Source organism: Rudaea sp., assembly GCF_036560865.1.
Classification (GTDB): Bacteria; Pseudomonadota; Gammaproteobacteria; order Xanthomonadales; family Rhodanobacteraceae; genus Rudaea.
The window spans coordinates 1-19,896 of the sequence record NZ_DATBQK010000099.1 but is presented as its reverse complement, the minus strand read 5'-3'; the positions used below and the strand labels follow the sequence as shown (position 1 = coordinate 19,896).

General features: G+C 62.5%; 22 protein-coding genes. 7 read left to right on the top strand and 15 right to left on the bottom strand.

Annotated elements, in window-relative coordinates; translation table 11 throughout:
- Positions 1-4 precede the first annotated feature (4 nt).
- The 5 genes from VIE67_RS10365 to VIE67_RS10345 form a co-directional block, all read right to left on the bottom strand.
- On the bottom strand, positions 5-505 hold the full coding sequence (locus tag VIE67_RS10365; protein WP_332025897.1) for an SET domain-containing protein-lysine N-methyltransferase: 501 nt from the start codon (positions 503-505) through the stop codon (positions 5-7).
- A 40-nt stretch (positions 506-545) separates the two neighbouring features.
- Positions 546-1,151: a hypothetical protein gene (locus VIE67_RS10360; RefSeq protein ID WP_332025895.1), complete on the bottom strand. Its 606-nt coding sequence runs from the start codon at positions 1,149-1,151 to the stop codon at positions 546-548.
- Positions 1,148-1,729 carry a DUF3501 family protein gene (locus VIE67_RS10355; RefSeq protein WP_332025893.1) on the bottom strand — a complete coding sequence of 194 codons (582 nt, stop codon included), beginning with the start codon at positions 1,727-1,729 and terminating at the stop codon, positions 1,148-1,150. The genes VIE67_RS10360 and VIE67_RS10355 overlap by 4 nt, the downstream gene beginning before the upstream one ends.
- 156 nt (positions 1,730-1,885) lie before the next feature.
- The gene (locus VIE67_RS10350) at positions 1,886-3,229 is read right to left on the bottom strand and encodes a heterodisulfide reductase-related iron-sulfur binding cluster (protein WP_332025892.1); all 1,344 of its coding nucleotides are present in this window, start codon (positions 3,227-3,229) and stop codon (positions 1,886-1,888) included.
- Positions 3,230-3,372: 143 nt separating this feature from the next.
- A complete protein-coding gene (locus VIE67_RS10345) occupies positions 3,373-3,792 on the bottom strand; it encodes a rubrerythrin family protein (protein WP_332025890.1) in 420 nt (139 codons plus the stop codon).
- Between the two features lie 189 nt (positions 3,793-3,981).
- Between VIE67_RS10345 and VIE67_RS10340 the strand changes: the two genes are divergently transcribed.
- Complete coding sequence (locus tag VIE67_RS10340; protein ID WP_332025888.1) at positions 3,982-4,686, top strand: LssY C-terminal domain-containing protein; 705 nt, start codon at positions 3,982-3,984, stop codon at positions 4,684-4,686.
- 41 nt (positions 4,687-4,727) lie between these two features.
- Here VIE67_RS10340 and oxyR read toward each other — a convergent pair whose 3' ends face one another.
- Positions 4,728-5,678, bottom strand: coding sequence for a DNA-binding transcriptional regulator OxyR (oxyR, locus tag VIE67_RS10335; RefSeq protein ID WP_332025901.1), 951 nt, complete (start codon positions 5,676-5,678; stop codon positions 4,728-4,730).
- A gap of 77 nt (positions 5,679-5,755) precedes the next feature.
- Between oxyR and VIE67_RS10330 the strand changes: the two genes are divergently transcribed.
- Complete coding sequence (locus VIE67_RS10330) at positions 5,756-6,631, top strand: sulfite exporter TauE/SafE family protein (protein WP_332025887.1); 876 nt, start codon at positions 5,756-5,758, stop codon at positions 6,629-6,631.
- 30 nt (positions 6,632-6,661) lie between these two features.
- On the opposite strand, the gene ahpC is transcribed toward VIE67_RS10330, so the two are convergent.
- The gene (gene ahpC, locus VIE67_RS10325; protein WP_332025885.1) at positions 6,662-7,225 is read right to left on the bottom strand and encodes an alkyl hydroperoxide reductase subunit C; all 564 of its coding nucleotides are present in this window, start codon (positions 7,223-7,225) and stop codon (positions 6,662-6,664) included.
- 166 nt (positions 7,226-7,391) lie between these two features.
- Positions 7,392-8,303, bottom strand: a complete 912-nt coding sequence (locus VIE67_RS10320; protein WP_332025883.1) for an alpha/beta hydrolase — start codon at positions 8,301-8,303, stop codon at positions 7,392-7,394.
- 57 nt (positions 8,304-8,360) lie between these two features.
- On the opposite strand from VIE67_RS10320, the gene VIE67_RS10315 reads away from it, so the two are divergent.
- Entirely contained in the window at positions 8,361-8,918 is a 558-nt protein-coding gene (locus VIE67_RS10315) for a Pycsar system effector family protein (protein WP_332025881.1), read from the top strand.
- A 33-nt stretch (positions 8,919-8,951) separates the two neighbouring features.
- A complete protein-coding gene (gene prmC, locus VIE67_RS10310) occupies positions 8,952-9,821 on the top strand; it encodes a peptide chain release factor N(5)-glutamine methyltransferase (protein WP_332025879.1) in 870 nt (289 codons plus the stop codon).
- Here the strand turns inward: prmC and VIE67_RS10305 are convergent.
- A complete protein-coding gene (locus tag VIE67_RS10305) occupies positions 9,793-10,689 on the bottom strand; it encodes a cyclase family protein (RefSeq protein WP_332025877.1) in 897 nt (298 codons plus the stop codon). The genes prmC and VIE67_RS10305 overlap by 29 nt on opposite strands.
- Before the next feature lie 54 nt (positions 10,690-10,743).
- On the opposite strand from VIE67_RS10305, the gene VIE67_RS10300 reads away from it, so the two are divergent.
- Both VIE67_RS10300 and VIE67_RS10295 read left to right on the top strand, forming a co-directional pair.
- Positions 10,744-11,022 (top strand): type II toxin-antitoxin system RelE/ParE family toxin, encoded by a 279-nt coding sequence (locus VIE67_RS10300; protein WP_332025875.1) that lies wholly within the window; start codon positions 10,744-10,746, stop codon positions 11,020-11,022.
- The gene (locus tag VIE67_RS10295) at positions 11,022-11,330 is read left to right on the top strand and encodes a HigA family addiction module antitoxin (protein ID WP_332025873.1); all 309 of its coding nucleotides are present in this window, start codon (positions 11,022-11,024) and stop codon (positions 11,328-11,330) included. The genes VIE67_RS10300 and VIE67_RS10295 overlap by 1 nt, the downstream gene beginning before the upstream one ends.
- Before the next feature lie 24 nt (positions 11,331-11,354).
- On the opposite strand, the gene dxs is transcribed toward VIE67_RS10295, so the two are convergent.
- From dxs to VIE67_RS10265, 6 genes are all read right to left on the bottom strand, one after another.
- Positions 11,355-13,256, bottom strand: coding sequence for a 1-deoxy-D-xylulose-5-phosphate synthase (gene dxs / locus VIE67_RS10290; RefSeq protein ID WP_332025899.1), 1,902 nt, complete (start codon positions 13,254-13,256; stop codon positions 11,355-11,357).
- Between the two features lie 153 nt (positions 13,257-13,409).
- Entirely contained in the window at positions 13,410-14,000 is a 591-nt protein-coding gene (locus VIE67_RS10285; protein ID WP_332025871.1) for an HNH endonuclease, read from the bottom strand.
- A 283-nt stretch (positions 14,001-14,283) separates the two neighbouring features.
- Entirely contained in the window at positions 14,284-16,185 is a 1,902-nt protein-coding gene (locus VIE67_RS10280; protein ID WP_332025869.1) for a tetratricopeptide repeat protein, read from the bottom strand.
- A gap of 223 nt (positions 16,186-16,408) precedes the next feature.
- Positions 16,409-16,897 carry a GNAT family N-acetyltransferase gene (locus VIE67_RS10275; protein WP_332025867.1) on the bottom strand — a complete coding sequence of 163 codons (489 nt, stop codon included), beginning with the start codon at positions 16,895-16,897 and terminating at the stop codon, positions 16,409-16,411.
- Between the two features lie 56 nt (positions 16,898-16,953).
- On the bottom strand, positions 16,954-18,756 hold the full coding sequence (locus VIE67_RS10270; RefSeq protein WP_332025865.1) for an acyl-CoA dehydrogenase C-terminal domain-containing protein: 1,803 nt from the start codon (positions 18,754-18,756) through the stop codon (positions 16,954-16,956).
- Between the two features lie 44 nt (positions 18,757-18,800).
- Positions 18,801-19,265: a hypothetical protein gene (locus tag VIE67_RS10265; protein WP_332025864.1), complete on the bottom strand. Its 465-nt coding sequence runs from the start codon at positions 19,263-19,265 to the stop codon at positions 18,801-18,803.
- A gap of 116 nt (positions 19,266-19,381) precedes the next feature.
- On the opposite strand from VIE67_RS10265, the gene VIE67_RS10260 reads away from it, so the two are divergent.
- On the top strand, positions 19,382-19,896 hold a 515-nt coding region (locus tag VIE67_RS10260; protein ID WP_332025862.1), incomplete at its 3' end, for a DEAD/DEAH box helicase.

Below are 19,896 nucleotides of genomic sequence, written 5' to 3'. Positions count from 1 at the left end.
CGCATCAGCCGCAGCCGCCTTCACTGTGCCGGGAGAATGCATCGGTCGCGAGCAGGTTCTGCAATTGCGCCGTGGAAGTCGACAGACTTTCCGCCCAGGTGTAGCCGACGATGACTTCACCACTCAGCGCATCGCGAAAATCCTCCTGCTGGCCCGGCGCGAGCAGATGGCGGTAATCCACCGTGATTTCGCTGCCCGCCGGCAGCTCGCGCAGCGCGAACACGAAACCCAGATGCCACAGGCCACTCGGGGCGAACGAATGATTGATGTAGCACTCGTCCGGCCAATCCGGCGTGACCGTGTAGCGGTCCTCGAACCAGCGCACCGTCGCGGCGAACATTGCGTGTGCGTTCGGCAGCGCTTCGACTTCGCTCCATTTGTATACTTCGCGGATATCGTCGGGCGCGGTGATCAGGCGGCCCGGCGCGACGCTCTCGTCGAGAAACAGGCCTTTGCCGGCGCCGGGAATCGACGATGGCGCGACGTGGTAACGGGGCAGGATCATGGTCGATTGCGCGAATGGCGGAGCGGCAGTTTAGCTCGGTTCAATGCGGCGCAATGTCGAAATGCTCGACCCAGACCAGTTCGCAAGCGCCCGCGCCGGAGTCGCTGCGCGTCATGGAACTGACCCACTTGGTGCCATCGGGCCAGTCCGCTTCCACCAGATAGCCGTTGAAGGTCACCACATCGCCAACGCTGGTGCGCTTGATCTCGCGTTCGACCGCATCTGTCGCCGGAATCAGGTGCATGTTCGCGCTCGACTCGATGATCTCGCGTTCGGGAATCGGAAATTGCTTCACCTGCCAATGGTAGAAGCGCGAGCCTTGTGAAATATCCATTTGGTCGAGCACTGCAGTGTCGGACATGCGCCCCCAACCCAGGGCGAGATCGACCGGGATCAGCGCCGCGCCGAAGTCCCAGCGATAGTCCGCGCGCCCGAGCACGCGCGCGGACAGGGAGAATGTGGCGAGCGGTTTGATCGCGACGCCGGGCTTTTCCAACGCAGGTGGCGTCAGGTCGAGCGGTTGCTGCAACGGCGCATCGGCGACGAGGACGCCGGGGTCGCGTGCGCGCGGACTGGGCGCATGCAGCCACCAGCCCAGAACCAGCAGAGCGGCCAGCAGCCACAGCCAGCGCGACAGCAGGCTCAATCGAAATCGCGCGCGAGCGCGGCGCGTCCAGCGGCATCGACCAGCACGCGTTCGCAATAGGCGGGATGCTCGATCGCAACGGCGATTTCCGCATCGCCCTTGAACGCCGCGATCTGCGCCGCGTCGAGTTCGAAGCGCAGAAAGTGCACGGCCGAGGTTTTCGTGTCGGTGCTGCGATCGAGGTCTTCGTCCGCGATCGCGACCACCGGCGCGCAGCCGCCGATCTGCAGCGCCACGCGGTTCTCGATATCGTGCAGCTCGATCAGCCGGCGGGCGCGCTCGTCGGCATCGGGATATTCGATCAGCATCGTCGCCTTGAGATTGCTGCCGTCGGGGATCAGCGGATTGTAGGCTTCGAGCTCCTCGGCAATGCCGCCGGGCTCGAAGACGCGTTCGACGCGCAGTATTTCCTGGATTTGATACTGGATCGTCAGGCGATCCTCGAACACGAGGGTGAGATGCATGCCCACATGTACGATGCGCGGTTGCTTATGCGCGAGCACGCGCGCGCGGAACGCGATGCGCTCGCGTGCGTAGGCTTCCAGGGTATACAAATCGCTTTGTGCAAGTTTTTGCATTGTCCTGCCGGTGTTTTTGTCACAAAAGCCCTCCCCTTCAAGGGGAGGGTTGGGTGGGGATGGTTTTAGCGTATCGCCAGAATTACTGGATGCTATCGCACACAGCATCCCCATCCCGGCCTTCCCCTTGAAGGGGAAGGAGAATTGCAGCAGCCTTCAGATTCCATAAGCCAACCGCAACAGGCCGATCGGACTCTCCGCGGGTGGATGGTCGCCCAGCCCGTGCGCGATATGGCTGCCGGCCATCGGGCAGTCGCTGGCGAAGTGCGCGGGGGCGATCTGCTGCACGCGCGCCTCCACCGGCTTGGCGATCTTGCGCGCGAGCGCGTAGGTCTTGACCTTGACCCCGTAGGTGCCGTCGTGACCGGAGCAGCGCTCGATCGCCTGGATTTCCGTACCCGGAATCAGGCTCAGCACTTCGCGCGTTTTCGGCCCGATGTTCTGCACGCGCTGATGACAGGGCGCGTGGTAGGCGATCTTCCCGAGCGGGTTCTTGAACGCGGTGTCGAGCAGACCGGCCTGATGGCGCTGCCAGAGGTATTCGAACGGGTCGAAGATATGGCGCTTGACCAGCAGCACGTCCGGGTCGTCGGGAAACATCAGCGGCAGCTCCTGCTTGAACATCAGCACGCAGGATGGAATCGTCGCGCTGATATCCCAGCCGTCGCGGATCGCGGCGGCGAGTACCGGGATATTGGTCGATTTATACTTTTCCACATTTTTCAGGTCGCCGAGTTCGAGCTTTGGCATGCCGCAGCAGACCTCGCGCTCGATCAATTTCACCGCGATGCCGTTATGGCGCAGCACCGCGGCGAGATCCTCGACCGGTTGCGGTGTCGAGTAGTTGCAGTAGCAGGTTGCGAACAGGGCGACCTTGCCGCGCGTGCGTCCGGCCGCTTGCGCGGTGCCGGCGCCGTCGAGTGCCTTCAGACGCTGGCGTGCGGTCGGCGATACGTAGGCGGGCACGCGTGCATCGCGATGCACGCCGAGTGATTTTTCCAGCAGCTTGCGCGCGCTTGGACTGCGATTGAGCGCATTGACCGCGTCGACCACGATCGGAATCGTCGACAACCTGCCAACCGCCGTCGTCGAGGAAAGAATCTTCGCCGCGAGTTTTGTTTCGCCACGCTCGTGAGCCGCAGCTTTCGCGCGCAGCATGAGGTGCGGGAAGTCGACGTTCCACTCATGCGGCGGCACGTACGGGCACTTGGTCTGGTAGCACAGGTCGCACAGGTAACACTGGTCGACGACCTTGGCGTAGTCCGCTTTGGCGACGCCATCGACTTCCATGGTCTTCGATTCGTCGACCAGATCGAACAGCGTCGGAAACGCCTGACACAGGCTCACGCAGCGGCGGCAACCGTGGCAGATATGGAAGACGCGTTCGAGTTCCGCGTCGATCGCGGCCTGATCGTAGAACTGGGGATTCTTCCAGTCCAGTGGATGCCGCGTCGGCGCTTCGAGATTGCCTTCGCGCGGGGTGATGCGGTCTTCGGCCATTGGCGCCCTGTACAAAGTGAACATCCCCTCTCCCGCTTGCGGGAGAGGGTTAGGGTGAGGGGAAATCTGCGCCGAGGCAACGAACGGAAGTCTCCCTCATCCGCCTTCGGCACCTTCTCCCGCAAGCGGGAGAAGGGAAATCCTCAGACCAACTCGCCCAGCGCCTTGGTGAAGCGGTTCGCGTGCGAACGCTCGGCCTTGGCCAGCGTCTCGAACCAGTCGGCGATTTCGCCGAAGCCTTCGTCGCGCGCGGTCTTGGCCATACCCGGATACATGTCGGTGTACTCGTGCGTCTCGCCGGCGATCGCCGACTTCAGATTGCTCTTGGTTTCGCCGAACGGCAGGCCGGTGGCTGGATCGCCGACTGCTTCGAGATATTCCAGATGCCCGTGCGCGTGGCCGGTCTCGCCTTCGGCGGTGGAACGGAACACCGCAGCCACATCGTTGTAGCCTTCGACGTCGGCTTTCTGGGCGAAATACAGGTAACGGCGATTGGCTTGCGACTCGCCGGCGAATGCGGCTTTCAGACTGTCTTCGGTCTTGGAACCTTTCAGATTGCTCATGACACACCTCGTGCTGTGGAAGACGTAGCGACCGCAGCGATCGCTGCGGAGGCCACCAGCCTAACGCAGTCGTGTGTCAGGATGAAATTGATTGTTGCGATGAATCCGATAGGGCTTGTCTATCGGGGGGCGCGTCTGCGGCAATACCCACGCTAGTGCGAAAATAGGCGCATCCGAAGAGATAGTCCAATGAAACGTCGCACAGCCATTGGTTACTCGTTGATGTTGTTTGCAGTCGCTACGCTTGTCGTGTGCTCGGCTGTCGCGCACGCAGCAACACCGCAGGCAGGAGATTTTGCCCGGCAGCATCCGGCTCTGGCTTCTGCGGGCGCGCGCTCATTCACATCGGCGGGTGTCCTTGGCGATCCATTGAATATCGCCTTCGTGGGCAGCGAAGACGAGCTGTTGCGCCTGATGGCGCACGCGCGCTGGTTTCCGGCGGACCCGATCACGTTCAAAAGCTCGCTGCGGATTACGGTCGACAGCATCGCGCGCAGACCTTACGCGGACGCGCCGGTGAGCAATCTGTTTGTACAAGGGAAGAAGCAGGATCTGGCCTTTGAGCAACCTGCCGCAAACAATCCTTCCAGGCGCCACCATGTTCGCTTTTGGCGCATGGAAACGCTCGACGAGCAAGGCCAGCCCCTGTGGGCGGGTGCGGCAACGTATGACACACGCATCGGCCTGAGTCATGTGAACAGGCGCATTACTCACCACATCGCCGCGGACGTCGACAGCGAACGCGACAAGCTCGTTGGCGACATTCAGGGCGTGGGCGGTGTGTCCATCAGCTGGATCGACAATTTTCAGCCGGACCGCAACGGCCGCAACGGCGGCGGGGACCCTTTTCATACCGACGGACGCTTGGCGCTGATAGCTATCGTGGCGCCCTGATCGCCGCGAGGCGGATGTGGCGAAGGTTGCGTGTCATCGGCCTAGTGTGTGGCGGTACGCCGCGAAACGTGTGCCGTGCCGGTTGAGGCATGCGGATCGAGCAGCGCGCGCGGCAATTCGCGAAATATCCCACAGAATTTCTTCAGGAATGGCGAAAGCGCCGAACTCTTGCGCCAGAGCATCGCGATGCGCCGGCTCGGCACGTCGCCACGGAATTGCATCAGGTGGATATTCTCCGAGCGCGCCACCGGCGGTTTCACCGAGAGCGTCGGCAGCAGCGTCACGCCGACATTCGCCGCGACCATCTGGCGCAGTGTTTCCAGACTGGTCGCGCGGAAACCGGACTTCTCGCTCGCGCCCGACAGTGCGCAGACTTCGAGTGCCTGATCGCGCAGGCAGTGGCCGTCTTCGAGCAGCAGCAGACTTTGGTCGGACAGGTCGGCGAGCTTGAGAGTCTTGCGTCGCGCGAGTGCGTGTTGCTCAGGTACTGCGAGCAGAAAGGGTTCTTCGAACAGGAATTCCGCGTGCAGTTGATCGTCGTGGATCGGCAGCGCGAGCACCGTGGCGTCGAGGCGGCCTTCGCGTAACTGGCGCAGCAGAGTTTCGGTTTTTTCCTCGACCAAGAGCAGTTCCAGACGCGGGAAGCGCGCGCGGATCTGCGGCACCACATGCGGCAGCAGATACGGTCCGAGCGTCGGAAAAATGCCGAGGCGCAGGGTGCCCGATTCGGGATCGATCGTGCGTCGCGCGATCGCCCTGATCTGATCGACCTCGGTCAGCACATCGCGCGCGCGCTGCACGATTTCCTTGCCTACCTCGGTGAGCAACACCTTGCGCGGCGTACGTTCGACCAGGGCGACGCCGAGTTCGTCTTCGAGTTTCCTGATCTGCGTCGACAGCGTCGGCTGGCTGACGAAACTCGCCTGTGCCGCGCGGCCGAAGTGCTTGTGCTCGGCGAGAGCGACGAAGTAACGCAGATCGCGCAGGTTCATGGCGACGATTTCCGATTCTCGTGTGATCTGCATTATCTATCGGATATGCAGATTCAATCAATCCTGAAAATCACTGCATGATCTGGTGCGGTGACTGGGCATGCGCGTGCATTTTCCAGAGGCGGAAGCGTAAAGGTATGCTACCGGCGCGCCGGCTCCGTACCGTTCAAGAAAACCACACGCCTGATTCGGCACTCTCCCTGGACTTCTGCATGCTTTTTGCCTTGATTCTGATCGCTGGTCTCTGGGCCGGTCTGCAAAATTCCCTGGCTGGCGGCGGCTCGTTCATAACCTTGCCGGCTCTGATCGTGTCCGGCATGTCGCCCCTGGCGGCGAATATCACGTCGACCGTCGCGCTGTTTCCGGGCCAGGTGACGGCCGGTCTTTCCGGGCGCAGCCTCGTTTCGGGGGTCGGCAAGTTGCCGTTCCGGGCATTGTTCGCGATCAGCATTTTCGGCGGCGCATTGGGCGGATTGCTGCTGCTCAACACGCCATCGAGTGTTTTCGCCCGTCTGGTGCCGTGGCTGGTGCTCTTCGCCACGGTCGTCTTCGCCTGGGGCAGCTTCTTGCGCAAGCCCGGCGAGAATGCCGGTCATATCGGACCGCGCAGCGCGGCAGCGGCACAATTTCTGATTGCAATTTACGGCGGCTATTTCGGCGGCGGTATCGGCATCCTGATGATGGCCGCCTTGACCATGGCCGGTCTGCCCACGCGCAATGCCGGGGCCACAAAGAACGTCCTTGCCGGCGTCATGAACGCTTCGGCCGTTGCGCTGTTTTTGACTTCTCCACAAGTACACTGGTATCAGGCCTGCGTACTGGGTGCAGGTGCGATCGTCGGTGGCCTGCTCGGCACCTGGGCGCTGCAAAGGGTCAACGAAAAAGCCTTGCGCGTCGCCATTGTGTGCATTGGCTTCGCGCTGACCATCGGCCTGTTCCTGAAGCCGATTTGACCTTCCTTCCCGCGCGGCGAGGAGAGCCGGTTAAATCTTGCCGACCAGATCCAGTGAGGGCTTCAGCGTCGCGTCGCCTTCGGTCCACTTCGCCGGACACACTTCACCCGGATGCGATGCCACATACTGCGCGGCCTTGACCTTGCGCAGCAACTCGCTCGCGTCGCGGCCGATGCCGTTGTCGTGAATCTCGCACAGCTTGATCTCGCCTTCGGGATTTATGACGAAGGTGCCGCGCAGAGCCAGGCCCGCTTCCTCGATCAATACCTCGAAATTGCGCGCAAGCGCATGCGTCGGGTCACCGACCAGCGGGTACTGCACTTTCCCGATTGCGTCGGAGGTGTCGTGCCAGGCCTTGTGCGCGAAGTGGGTGTCGGTCGACACGCCGTAGATATCGACGCCGAGTTTCTGGAATTCGGCGTGTTGGTCGGCCAGATCCTCGAGCTCGGTCGGGCAGACAAAGGTGAAGTCGGCAGGATAAAAGACAATCACCGACCATTTGCCCATGAGGCTGGCTTCGGTGACTTCGATGAATTCGTTGTCGTGGTAGGCCGTTGCCTTGAACGGTTTGATATGGGTATTGATCAGGGACATGGAGATTTCCTTGAGGGCGGTGGGGTAGCGAACACCCACCTTAGCGCTTGATAGTCGATCTATCCAATCGATTGATAGGATACTTTCGATAGCGTCTGACTATAGATGGGGGTGCTCCATAGCATTCCCAAGCGGCGCCGCTCGGACGCCGCACAAACCCTCTCCTTCAAGGGGAGGGTTGGGTGGGGATGGTGTTGACTGTTGCCGGCGTCACCGTTGGCGGATGCGCGATGAAGTCGAGCGTATCGCGCAGCGTCGGCGCGGTTGTGCCGTGCCGGTGCGCGAGCGCAACCAGCAGCTGGTTGTGATCGACGCCAGCATAGAGCTTCAGCACGGCCGTGCCATCCATCGCCTGTGCGCGTTCGGCCATCGCCTCGGCATTGTTCGGCGTGACTTCGCGGTCGTTGCGGCCCTGCAGCAACAGCATCGGCGGTTCGTCGCCGTCGACGAAATTGATCGGTTGCGAATCGTAACGGCCCTTCGGGTCGTCGCCGAAAATGGCGGCTTCGTCTTCCACGTAGGGCAGGAACGCGTACGCGCCGGCCAGTCCGATCATGCCGGCGAGATCGCGCGGCTGCATGCCGACCGCGGCGAGATAGCGTTTGTCGCAGGCGAGCAGCGCAGCGATATGCCCGCCGGCGGAGTGTCCCATCACGAACACGCGCCGCGCATCGCCGCCGAATTCCGCGGCATGCGTAAAAGTCCACTTCGCCGCATTTGCCGCATCGTGCATGAATGAGGGAAAGCGCACGTCGGGATACTTGCGGTAATCCGGGATCACTGCGATCACGCCATTGCTCGCCAGCGCCTCGCCGACATAGCGATACCAGCGCCGCCGGCCACCCTCCCAGCTGCCGCCGTAGAAGAACACGACCACCGGTGCATTTGCCGCATTGTGCGGCGCATAGATATCGAGGGCGATGGCGTGCTTCGGATCGAACACAATGCCGCGGCGCACCACCAGATTGTGTGCGCTATCGGCGCTGCCGATCGTGGCATAGTAGATCTGCGCGCAGGCGCCGAGCAGCAGGGCCGCCAGCGTCAGGGCCAGCGCGCGGGCACCGCGCCACGGGTGCAAATTGCCATTCCGCCGCTTCGTTCCTATCATCGTGCGATTGTTGCAGGGAATCGGGCCATGAGTGAACCATCAGTGCAACGCGACAGGGAACTTTTCGCCGACATTCCGGAGCGCAACACCAGCGACGTGATGTTGCGCACCGCGCAACAGCATCATGTCGCCTTGAGCGCCATGGCCGATACCAAGGCGAATATCGTCATCACCGTATCGTCCATCGTGCTCTCGTTGACGCTGGGCAGGATGGGCGACAACGATTTGCGCCTGCCGGTGTTGACCCTGTCGGTTTTCACCCTGTTTGCCTTGTTGCTCGCGATCCTCGCCGTATTGCCCAAATACCGGCCGCTGCGCTTGACCACGACCGAGTTGCCGCCAGCGTTCAATCTGCTGTTCATGGGACATTTCGTCGAGTTGTCGCGCGAGCGGTTTCTGCTGGAAATGGCGCGCACGCTCAAGGCCGACGGTTCGATCTACGCTGCGATGGCCGACGACATCTACAGCCTCGGCACGTATCTGGCGAAATACAAGTATCGCTATCTGCGCTGGAGCTATTTGAGCTTTCTGACGGGTTTTGTCGCAGCGCTGATCGAACAGGTCTGGCGTGTGACTTTCCACTAGTGGCGAGCGTCGGTGGTGATTGCGGACACGTGCATGTCTGAAGTCGTGCCCGCTGCGTTGAGCGCAACGACGCCACGTGCGCTGCTCGCCGAAGCCGCGCCTGCGCTGCCCAGCGAGGAAGCGCGGCGCGAGGCCGAACTGCTGCTGATGCATGCGCTCGGTGTCGATCGCGCCTGGTTGTATGCGCATGGCGACGACGAGGTCGATACGGCGGCTCTTGCGACATTTCGCAGCCTTGTCACACGTCGAGCCGCCGGCGAGCCGCTGGCCTATCTGACCGGCCGGCGCGAATTCTGGTCGCTCGATCTTGCGCTGACGCCGGATGTGTTGATCCCGCGCGCGGAAACCGAGCTGCTGGTCGAGCTGGCTCTGCAACGGATTCCACAAAGCGAAAAAGTGGATATTGCCGACCTCGGTACCGGCTCCGGTGCGCTCGCGCTCGCGCTGGCTCGCGAGCGCCCGCTCGCGCACGTAGTGGCGACCGATGCCAGCGCGGCTGCACTTGCCGTCGCGCGCGGCAATGCGCAGCGTCTGGGCATACGCAATATCGAGTTTGTGCAAGGCGACTGGTGTGCGGCGCTCGGCGAACGGAAATTCGATGTGATCGTCAGCAATCCGCCGTATATCGCCGCGTCCGACAGGCATCTGCAACAAGGCGATCTGCGTTTCGAGCCGACAGTCGCGCTCGTCTCCGGCCCCGATGGCCTCGATGCGATCCGCATCATCGCGCGCGACGCGCGAGCGCATCTGCAACCGCAAGGCTGGCTGCTGCTCGAGCATGGTTACGCTCAAGGCGCCGCAGTTCGCGAGATATTGGGAAAAAGTAGATTTGTGGAAATATTTACAGCGCGCGACCTCGAAGGCCGCGACCGCGTTAGCGGCGCGCGTGCAGCTTCGCCATAGCGCGCACTGGGAAAGTGCCGACGCCCTTGAATTTCGGTGGTGTCGCACTGAACATGAAACCGTCGTCGGGCAGCGCGCCGAGATTGCACAAGTGCTCGACGATCAGGATCTCCGCGCCGAGCAGGGTCGTGTGCACGGGACGCGACTTGTCAGCGGTGTCGTCGATATTGAGCGAATCGATGCCGACGAGCTTTACGCCGCAGTCGCGCAAATACAGCGCGGCCTCCGCGGTCAGAAACGGATGGCCTTCGAAATACGGTTCGGTGTTCCAGTGCCGGTCCCAGCCGGTGTGCACGAGTACGGCGCGACCGCGAATTTCCCGGCTGCGAAGGATGTCGACGCCGATCGCACGCGACGTGTGTTCAAGTGCACGCACGACGAGTGCATCGAGGTCGGTCATCGCATCGATGTGCACCTGCGACAGGTCCTTGCCCTGCGCATAGCGGTGAAACGGACAGTCGATATAGGTGCCGGTGTTCGACACCATTTCGATCCTGCCGATCTGGAACTCGGTGCCGGGCGCGTAGATCGCGCGCGAAGCTTCGCGGCTCAGATAATCGCAGATGATCGGCGCAGGCAGGCCCTTGTAGGTAATGAGGCCGTGTTCGATGGTGTGGCTCAGGTCGACGTAGACTTTTTCGCCATCGTGCGCATAGATCGACGGGCGCTTGTGCGATTCGACAAGGATGCGCTTGTTGCGGATGCGCACCGGCCCGGCCATGAGCAGGCGCAGGTCGCGCACCAGATAATCCGCTAGCTCCGCGTCGGAAATATCGTCACCGTCGATATCGAGACGGAAATCCTGCCCCTGGACGCCGCCGCCGTTGGTGAAGGCGATTTCAAAATCGAACTGGACGCGTTTGCTCATACGGCACGGTGTAATATTGTCAAGTACACTGTAATGTAGTACGATGCAGATACCGTGATTCGAAAATTCCGCCATCGAGGTCTGCAACGATTCTTCTCACAAGGCGATTATCGCGGAATTCCCGCACAATTCGCCAACCGCCTTGAGCGCATGCTCGACCGGCTGGATGCCGCAGTCAAACCTGACGATATGAGTTTGCCCGGATACAAGTTCCATCCACTCAAGGGCGAACGCAAGGGCAGTTATGCGGTATCGGTTTCAGGCAACTGGCGGCTGACATTCCGCTTCGACGGCGAAGACGCGATCGAAATCGATCTTGAGGACTATCACTGATGAAAAGCCTGCGTAATCCCCATCGCAAACCCACACATCCGGGTACGGTGCTGCGCGAGGACGTGCTGCCCGCACTTGAGATGAGTCAAATCGAGTTCGCCAAGCGCCTTGGCGTGAGCCGCTTGTCGGTTTCCGAATTGCTGCTGGAAAAGCGCGGGCTTTCGGTCGAGATGGCGACGCGGCTCGGCAAGCTCCTCAATACCACGCCGGAAAGCTGGCTGCGCATGCAGGAGGCGCTGGATTTGTGGGAGGTGCGGCAGCAGCCGGAGAAGTTCGCCGCAATCAAGCCGATCAGCGCGGCGGCTTGATCGGCATTGGTACGCCGCGCGACGCTAGATCGCGCTACGCAGTTCGCTCAGCGGTTTCGCGGCCAGCTCTGGCCACCGCTCAAGGATCGCTCGGCGAATTCCCGTCGCGTCTACGGCCGCTTCGGCGAGCAGCTGTTCGCGGCTGGCATGTTCCAGGAATTCATCGGGCAGACCAAGTTGCAAAATCGGCACTTGGATATTTTGCGCAGCCAGATATTCGGCGACCGCGCTGCCGGCACCGCCGGCAATCGCGTTGTCTTCGATGGTGACGAACGCTTCGTGCGTACGTGCAAGCTCAAGAATCAGCACTTCGTCGAGCGGTTTGACGAAGCGCATATTGACGACGGTGGCGCCAAGCTCCTTGCCGACATCCAGTGCCGCGGTGAGCGGGCTGCCGAAGGCCAGGATGGCAAGGCTGGCACCGCGCAGGCGTACTTCGGCCTTGCCGATCGGCAGCGGTTTGAGCTCGGTCTCGATTTTCGCGCCGGGACCGGCGCCGCGCGGATATCTGATCGCGGCCGGGCCATTGTGTAAAAATCCAGTTGTGAGCAAGGCCCGGCATTCGTTCTCGTCCGCCGGCGCGGCGACAACCATATTCGGGATGCAGCGCAAATAGGTCAGATCGAAACTGCCCGCATGGGTCGCGCCATCGGGGCCGACGACGCCGGCGCGGTCGATGGCATAGGTGACATCGAGATTCTGGATGGCGACGTCATGGATCGCCTGGTCGTAAGCGCGTTGCAGAAACGTCGAGTAGATCGCAACCACAGGCTTGGCGCCTTCGCAGGCCATGCCCGCGGCCAGCGTCACCGCATGCTGTTCGGCGATGCCGACATCGAAATAGCGCTGCGGAAATTCCTTCGAGTAGCGCACCAGGCCGGAGCCTTCACGCATTGCCGGCGTGATCGCGAGCAGACGTTCGTCGGCGCGCGCCATGTCGCAAAGCCAGTCGCCGAAGACTTCGGTATAGCTTTGCTTGCCCGGCGCTTTCTTGAGCACACCCTTGACCGGATCGAACGGGCCGACCGCGTGGTATTCGATCTGTTCGCGCTCGGCCGGCGCGTAGCCCTTGCCCTTGGTCGTGATCACATGCAGCAGTTGCGGACCCTTGAGTTCCTTCAAAGTTTTCAGCGCGTGAAGCAATTGCGGCAGATCATGGCCGTCGATCGGGCCGAAGTAGTGGAAGCCAAATTCCTCGAACAGCGTGCTTGGCACGAACATGCCCTTGGCGTGTTCTTCCCAACGCTTGAAGAAACGCCAGAGGAAGCCGTCGCGCCTCATGCGGTTCTTCGCGCTTTCGCGCATCGCGTTGAGGGTGCGGCTGGTCATCAGGCGCGCGAGCATCTTGGGCAGCGCGCCGACATTTTCGCTGATCGACATCTGGTTGTCGTTGAGGATCACCAGCATGTCCGCATCGACGTCGCCGCCATGATGCAGCGCTTCGTACGCGATACCACCGGTGAGTCCGCCGTCGCCGATCACCGCGACGATCTTGCGCGCGTCGCCCTTGCGCTGCGCCGCGATCGCCATGCCGAGCGCGGCCGAGATCGAGGTCGAGGAATGACCGACGCCGAAAGTATCGAATGCGCTCTCGTCGCGTCGCGGGAACGGCGCGAGACCGTCTTTTTGCTTGATCGTCGAGATGCGTTCGCGACGACCGGTGAGGATCTTGTGCGGATAGCACTGGTGACCGACATCCCAGACCAGGCGATCCTCCGGCGTGGCGTAGAGATAGTGCAATGCGACAGTCAGCTCGACCACGCCGAGTCCCGCGCCGAAGTGTCCGCCCGCACCGGCGACCGATTCGATCAGGTATTCGCGCAGCTCGCGCGCAACCTCGCCCAGATCGGCCTCGTCGAACTTGCGCAGGTCGCTGGGGGCGTCGATGCGGGAAAGGCGCGGGTAGCGCGTGGAATCGATCATCAGGTAATAAATCAAGTGCTGGGCCAAGCATGCGCCCGGTTGACCATTTTCGGCCAGTACGTCAGTGCGAGCAAGCTACCGAGAAGGCTTGCAAGTGGAAAATCAAGGCTTCTATGCAGGCAGTGCGAACTTTGCGCTCGCTTTTGCCGCGAAATGTCAGGCCCGGCGCCGGTTTCTCGGCAGATGGTGCATCAGAAATTCCATCTGATCGGCCAGGATATTGCGGTTGGACAGGATCAGATGCTCAACCCAGCTCGGCCGGTACGGCACGGCGAGCAGGGGCATGCCGGCTTGCTGCGGTGTGTGGCTGCCTTTGCCGATATTGCAGGCAAGGCAGGCGGTGACGACGTTTTCCCAGGAATCGCGGCCGCCTTTGGACAGCGGAACTACGTGATCGCGGGTCAATTCGCTGCGATGGAAATGTTCGCCGCAGTACAGGCACAACAGGCGGTCGCGCGCGAACAGCGCGGCGTTCGTGAGTGCGGGCGCGGGATCGATCGCATGCAGGCGCGCGTGGCCGCGGCTGGCGACGATCGGATGCAGATGCAGCAGGCTTTGTTCGCCGGTGTAGCGACTGGTGCCGCCATGGATGGTCAGGCACGGCTCGCCAAGCGTCCACGAAACCGCGTTACGCACATAGAGGCAGACGGCGTCCTGCCAGGAAATCCAGTCGAGAATGCGGCCGTTCGAATCCAGCGAAAGTACGCGCGTACGGTGAATATCGCTGACGGTTTTGGGTTCGATCATTCCCGATAGACTCGGGGATGGTTGGTCGGGTGCAGCTTCAATCAGCATTCGCTATCTCACCTGTTGCGCCCACGAGGGCCTCAAGACATGCGCGATTCGCTGCCAAACGGATCGTGTTTCGTGTTTGGAAAGGCAGCATAGCCGAATTTACCTTGTTTTTGCGAATACGATGACGGCCGCCGCTTGCGCTCTCCCGCAGTACAGCCCTCACCCCTGGCCCTCACCCCTGGCCCTCTCCCGCGCGGGAGAGGGGGGAGTTATCGTCGCGCGTGGCGCTACTGAATTATTTTATTGAGGCGGGGAGCAGATCGAACGCGATGGTCAGGCGCGCGTCGTTGCCGTCGAACGGCACGGTGCCGTGCCAGAAATACGAGGGGAACAGGGCCAGCAAACCCGGCTCGGGGCGGATGAAATATTCCGCGGCGAGCGGCGGCGCGGTAGTGATGCCTGGTTCGCCGAATTTCAGCCAGCCGGCGCGGTGCTCGTCCGCGATCGCAGAGGTCAGAGGGCGGCCATCCGTGGTTCCACTCTTCGAAGAATCATTGCCCAACATGGTCTGCGGCAACTCGATATAGCAGGCCGACGACAGCCAGCCCTCCGGGTGTACGTGATTGGTGTGATAGCCCTGCGCGCGCAGACGCACCGACCAGATGCCCTTGATCCGATAGCCGCCTGTATTGCGTTGGCGCAGCGGGTCGGCACTGTTTTGATCGATGTGGTTCCCGATCGTTTCGATGTGGCGGCGGATCGGACTGTCGATCGCGGTGAAGAACGCACGAATCGCCGGATCCTCGGACTGCATCAGATTCTGTGCGGTCTGCGATCCGCCGCGCAGCGAGTTGTACAGCGGATGACTGTGCAGGGTGTGCAGGCGATGCAGGCTGGCGGCGAGATCGCGCAGATAGCCGGCAAGATCGCTCCAGCCCGGCGGCGTTTCGATGACCCAGCCGCGCGCCATCCGTGCGTAATCGCAGAACTCGGCGTGGCGCGGGTCGCCGAGCAGTCGCCACGCGGTCGTCTGCAGCGCGATCAGGTGTTGGTCGTTCGGCGTGGCGCGCAGCAGCCGTTCGACCAATCGCTGCGCCTCGTCCGCGGCACCGATGCCGAGCAACGTGTCGGCGAGCATTCGATTGGCAAGCGCGTGCGCAGGCGCCACCTGCACCGCGCGCAGTGCGTGCTCGTGGGCGACACGCGCATCGAATTTCAGCGCCGACTGTGTGGCACTCAGCAGCAGGTCGATGCTGGCGCCGGGACGCCGCGCGCGCTCGGCCAGCCACGCGTGCGCCGCCTGCGCGTCGCCGGCGCCGTCGAGCAGGTTCGCCTTGATCGTGTGCAGCGCGTCGTCGTCGGGATGCGTGCGCAAGGTTGCATCGAGAAATTCACTGGCCGCAGCGACATCGCCGCTGCGCATCCAGATCAGCTGCGCGAGATTCTGCTGCGCATCGGCGAATGTCGGGCGCTGACGCAGCGCTTCGCGCCAGGCGGTCTCGGCTTCGTCGAAGCGGTTCGATGCAATCAGGGTGCGTGCATGCAGGTGATGCGCTGCGGGCGTGTTCGCGCCATTTGCAATTGCGCGTCGCGCGGTGGATTCCGCGTCGCGATGATGGCCAGCCGCGTCCAGCGCAGCCGCCAGATTGAGTTCCGCGCCGGCGTGATTCGGCAGCGCGACGACGATGCGCCGGTAAAGCGCGATCGCCTCGTCATGCCGATCGAGTGCGGTCAGAGCGGTCGCGCGCTGGGTCAGCAGATCGAGGTCGGGTTGCGCGGCAGCGGCGAATGGCGCCGTGACCTCGATTGCCTCCACCGGGCGATTCGTGTCGTTGAGCAGGCGCGCGAGTACCAGCGCCGCGCGCGGATAGCTGCGTCCGCTCGCGAGCGCGAGGCGCAAGGGACGTTCGGCTTCGTCGGCGCGGCCGTTGTTGGCGAGCAACTCGCCGAGCGCAGCCTGCGCGGGCGCCCAGCGTGGATCGATGGTGACGGCGTTGCGCAGCGTGCGCTCGGCACCGGCGACATCGCCGAGTGCCTGCAGCGCGCCGGCGAGCAGACGGTGTGCCTCGACGAAACGCGGCGCGGTCTGCAGAATCTGTTCGAGCGTGGCGCGCGCGAGCACGAAATTGCCCGCCTGCAGCAGTGCCGAGGCGCGCTGCATCGATTGGATCAACTGTGGCGGAGGCGTCGTGGCCATGCTCGATGGATCCCGTGTCAACGCACGTCCCTATGCTGCACGGGATGAGCGCATCTTCGATGGATCCCGTATCGCCGCACGTTCTTGTGCTGTACGGGATGAGCGCATCTTCGATGGATCCCGTATCGCCGCACATCCCTGTGCTGTACGGGATGAGCGCATCTTCGATGGATCCGGTATCGCCGCACATCCTTGTGCTGTACGGGATGAGCGCATCCTGCGCTCACTTGACCGGCTTGGCCATGCTCAGGAGTTCGACACCGAAGCCATGATGTTCATACAGCGCGCGCGCGCGTTCGTTGCCCGGAAACACACCCAGCGTCAGATAGCGGCAGCGATGCTCCCTGGCCCAGCGCTCGGCGAATTGCAGCAGCGCGCCGGCTACGCCGCGGTGCTCGTAGTCGGTGGCGACGGCGAGGTCGGCGATATGGCAATTCTGCGCACCGGTGAAGAAATCCTTGCGCGTCTGCAGGTGCAGGAACCCGGTGCGCTCGCCATCTTCGTCCTCGGCCACGAACAGGTGCGAGGCGGGCGGCAGCGTGCGCAGGTGATGCTCGATATCACGGCGGATGCCTGCGAGCGTCTCGTTGCGCTTGCGCCACGCTGGCAGATCGAATTCGGCGAAGCGATCGGCGAGGTCGAGAATGAACTCGTCGTCGTCTGCATGCGCGAGACGGATGTGTGTGGTGGATTCGGGTGCGGCATCGTTCATGGCGGCGGTGCGATCTTAGCGCATTTTATAGAATTACACTTTCTCGGCGTATTCGCTTAACCAAATTGTTCGTCTGGCATCGCCAGCAGGCTGTCTGCGCCAGCGCGGATCGCGGCGGCGTGCGCCAGCGTGCGCGGCAGGATGCGGGCGAAATAAAACCGCGCGGTATCGCGCTTGGCCTGCTTGAACTGCGCGGACTGCGCCGACGCATCGGCCGCGGCGACGCTGCGCGCCCAGAAATAGGCAAGCGCGATGTAGCCGGAGTAGAACAGGAAATCCACCGCTGCCGCGCCGACTTCGTCCGCATTCGCCAGCGCGCGCTTGCCGATCGCCTGGGTCAGCTCGCCCCATTCCTTCACCGCCGCCGCGACCGGCGCGATAAACTCGGCCAGCGTTGCATCACTCGAATTGGCCTCACAGAACGCGCCGATTTCCTTGAGAAAGTGCTGCAGCCCGACACCCTGCGTTTGCAGAATCTTGCGCCCGAGCAGATCGAGCGCCTGGATGCCGGTCGTGCCTTCGTAGATCGTCGTGATGCGCGCATCGCGGGCAAACTGCTCGATGCCGCTTTCGCGGATGTAGCCGTGGCCGCCGTAAATCTGCACCGCGTGATAGGTGCATTCGTTTGCCAACTCGGTGAGCATGCCCTTGACGATCGGGATCAGGAACGAAAGCAGTTCATCCGCGCGCTTGCGCTCGTCGGCGTCGGGCGAGCGCTCGATTCGATCGACCAGCGTCGCGGCGTAATAGCTGAAGGCACGCGTGCCTTCGGCGAACGCCTTCTGTGTGAGCAGCATGCGGCGAATATCCGGTTGCACGATCAGCGGATCGGCGGGCTTGTCGGGAAACTTCGCACCTGTGAGCGAGCGCCCTTGCAGCCGCTCGCGCGCGTAAGCGAGCGAGTTCTGGTAGGCGCGCTCGATCAGAGCGAGGCCCTGGATACCGACGGCGAGGCGCGCGGTATTCATCATGGTGAACATCGCCATCAGGCCGCGATTCGGCTGGCCGATCAGCCAGCCTTCGGCGGCGTCGAAATTCATCACGCAGGTGACCGAGGCCTTGATGCCCATCTTGTGCTCGATCGCGCCGCAGCTCACGCCGTTGCGCGTGCCCAACTTGCCGGTTTTGTCCACGTTGACCTTGGGCACGATGAACAGCGAAATGCCTTTGACGCCCGCAGGCGCGTCGGGCAGGCGCGCGAGTACCAGATGAATGATATTTTCCGTCAGGTCGTGCTCACCGGCGGTGATGAAAATCTTGGTACCGCTGATCTTGTGCGTACCGAACGCAGACCCATCGGCGTTCGGCTCCGCGCGCGTGCGCAGCAGGCCAAGATCGGAACCGCAATGCGGTTCGGTCAGGCACATCGTGCCGGTCCAGCGGCCTTCGACGATGGGCTTGAGAAACGCTTCGCGCTGCCATTCTTCGCCGTGCTGTTTGAGGGCCTCGGAGGCGCCGTGCGAGAGCAGCGGGAAATTTCCCCAGGACAGATTGGCCGAGTCGAGCATTTCCTTGAGCGGTGCGCCGATCGATTCGGGCAGATGCTGGCCGCCGTACTGTTCCGGCGCGGTCAGGCCCGGCCAGCCGCCCTCGACGTATTGCGCATAAGCCTGCTTGAATCCCTTCGGCGTGGTCACGCTTGCGCTCGCCTTGTCGAGCGTGCAGCCTTCCTCGTCGCCGCTCGCATTCAACGGCGCAAGCACGGTCTCGGCGAATTTCGCCGCCTCGTCGAGCACCGCATCGACGATGTCGCGCGTCGCCGCTTCGCCGCCGGGCAAGCGCGCATAAAGCGCCTCCACCTTGAGCAGATCGAACATCACGAAGCGCATGTCGGCGAGTGGGGCGGCGTACTTGCTCATGCTGAATTCCCTTTGTATATAATAGTAATTGTCTATTTATCGCATCAACGATACTGGTTCGGTATGCCCGGCACGGGCGACAGCCGGCTCTTGTGTTCGAACTTGAAGTCCTTGCCCGCGGCGGGGATGTTGATCGTGCCCTTGAGCTCGTACGGCGCACCGCTCGACTCCTTGGCATCGGCGAGAAACGCCTTCTGCACGTCCGCGCCGGCGTTGAGCGTGGTCTCCACGATATCCGCATTCTCGCCCGGAATATCCATGTCCGGATTCAACGCGAGATCCGCCGCGGCGAGCCCACTCACGCGCAGCGATGCCTTCAACGTCGCGTAATGCACGGTCTTGTCGGAAAAATTCTCCAGGCGAATCTGCAGTTTCCAGCGCCCGTCCGGCAACACGTCGAGCTGCTGGATCGAGGCATTCGGCGGGTTGATCGGATGCGTGGGTGGCCCGCAGCTGGCGAGCAGGGCGGAGACGGCCAGAACAGGAAGCAGACGCAGCAGGCGGATCATGAGGCGAACTCGTGGTTTGGCGAGTCGCTACATTAGCCAAAACCGCGGTGCGGCGGAAGCGGAAGTGGATGGATTGCCCACCACGTCGCTCGATTCACGCTGCTACCATTGCCCGGATGACCCGTCCGCCCCTCGAAATCCTCAACACCGTCTTCGGTTACCCCGCCTTCCGCGGCGAACAACAGGCGATCATTGATCACATGGCCGCCGGTGGCGATGCCTTGGTGCTGATGCCGACCGGCGGTGGCAAGTCGTTGTGCTATCAGATTCCGGCGTTGCTGCGTGTGGGCACGGCGGTCGTGATTTCGCCGCTGATTGCGTTGATGCAGGATCAGGTCGAGGCGTTGCGCCAGTTCGGGGTCGCGGCGGCGTTCTTGAATTCGAGTCAGGACGCGCGCACGCAGGCCGAGGTCGAGCGTGAGTTCGCATCGGGAAAATTGAAACTGCTGTACGTGGCACCGGAGCGCCTGCTGACTGAGCGTTGTCTCGGCCTGCTCGCGAAGACGCCGGTTGCGCTGTTCGCCATCGACGAGGCGCATTGCGTGTCGCAGTGGGGCCACGATTTCCGCCCCGAATATCGTCAGCTGACGATCCTGCACGAGCGCTTCCCGGCGGTGCCACGCATCGCGCT

What these genes read in the sequence shown, in the direction of transcription:
- VIE67_RS10275 (WP_332025867.1), bottom strand. Translation starts at nt 16,897, where the DNA reads ATGAACGATGCCGCACCCGAATCCACCACACACATCCGTCTCGCGCAT.
- VIE67_RS10350 (WP_332025892.1), bottom strand. Translation starts at nt 3,229, where the DNA reads ATGGCCGAAGACCGCATCACCCCGCGCGAAGGCAATCTCGAAGCGCCG.
- VIE67_RS10340 (WP_332025888.1), top strand. Translation starts at nt 3,982, where the DNA reads ATGAAACGTCGCACAGCCATTGGTTACTCGTTGATGTTGTTTGCAGTC.
- oxyR (WP_332025901.1), bottom strand. Translation starts at nt 5,678, where the DNA reads ATGAACCTGCGCGATCTGCGTTACTTCGTCGCTCTCGCCGAGCACAAG.
- VIE67_RS10280 (WP_332025869.1), bottom strand. Translation starts at nt 16,185, where the DNA reads ATGGCCACGACGCCTCCGCCACAGTTGATCCAATCGATGCAGCGCGCC.
- VIE67_RS10355 (WP_332025893.1), bottom strand. Translation starts at nt 1,729, where the DNA reads ATGCAAAAACTTGCACAAAGCGATTTGTATACCCTGGAAGCCTACGCA.
- VIE67_RS10305 (WP_332025877.1), bottom strand. Translation starts at nt 10,689, where the DNA reads ATGAGCAAACGCGTCCAGTTCGATTTTGAAATCGCCTTCACCAACGGC.
- VIE67_RS10330 (WP_332025887.1), top strand. Translation starts at nt 5,756, where the DNA reads ATGATCTGGTGCGGTGACTGGGCATGCGCGTGCATTTTCCAGAGGCGG.
- VIE67_RS10365 (WP_332025897.1), bottom strand. Translation starts at nt 505, where the DNA reads ATGATCCTGCCCCGTTACCACGTCGCGCCATCGTCGATTCCCGGCGCC.
- VIE67_RS10315 (WP_332025881.1), top strand. Translation starts at nt 8,361, where the DNA reads ATGAGTGAACCATCAGTGCAACGCGACAGGGAACTTTTCGCCGACATT.
- prmC (WP_332025879.1), top strand. Translation starts at nt 8,952, where the DNA reads ATGTCTGAAGTCGTGCCCGCTGCGTTGAGCGCAACGACGCCACGTGCG.
- VIE67_RS10345 (WP_332025890.1), bottom strand. Translation starts at nt 3,792, where the DNA reads ATGAGCAATCTGAAAGGTTCCAAGACCGAAGACAGTCTGAAAGCCGCA.
- ahpC (WP_332025885.1), bottom strand. Translation starts at nt 7,225, where the DNA reads ATGTCCCTGATCAATACCCATATCAAACCGTTCAAGGCAACGGCCTAC.
- VIE67_RS10295 (WP_332025873.1), top strand. Translation starts at nt 11,022, where the DNA reads ATGAAAAGCCTGCGTAATCCCCATCGCAAACCCACACATCCGGGTACG.
- VIE67_RS10285 (WP_332025871.1), bottom strand. Translation starts at nt 14,000, where the DNA reads ATGATCGAACCCAAAACCGTCAGCGATATTCACCGTACGCGCGTACTT.
- VIE67_RS10265 (WP_332025864.1), bottom strand. Translation starts at nt 19,265, where the DNA reads ATGATCCGCCTGCTGCGTCTGCTTCCTGTTCTGGCCGTCTCCGCCCTG.
- VIE67_RS10270 (WP_332025865.1), bottom strand. Translation starts at nt 18,756, where the DNA reads ATGAGCAAGTACGCCGCCCCACTCGCCGACATGCGCTTCGTGATGTTC.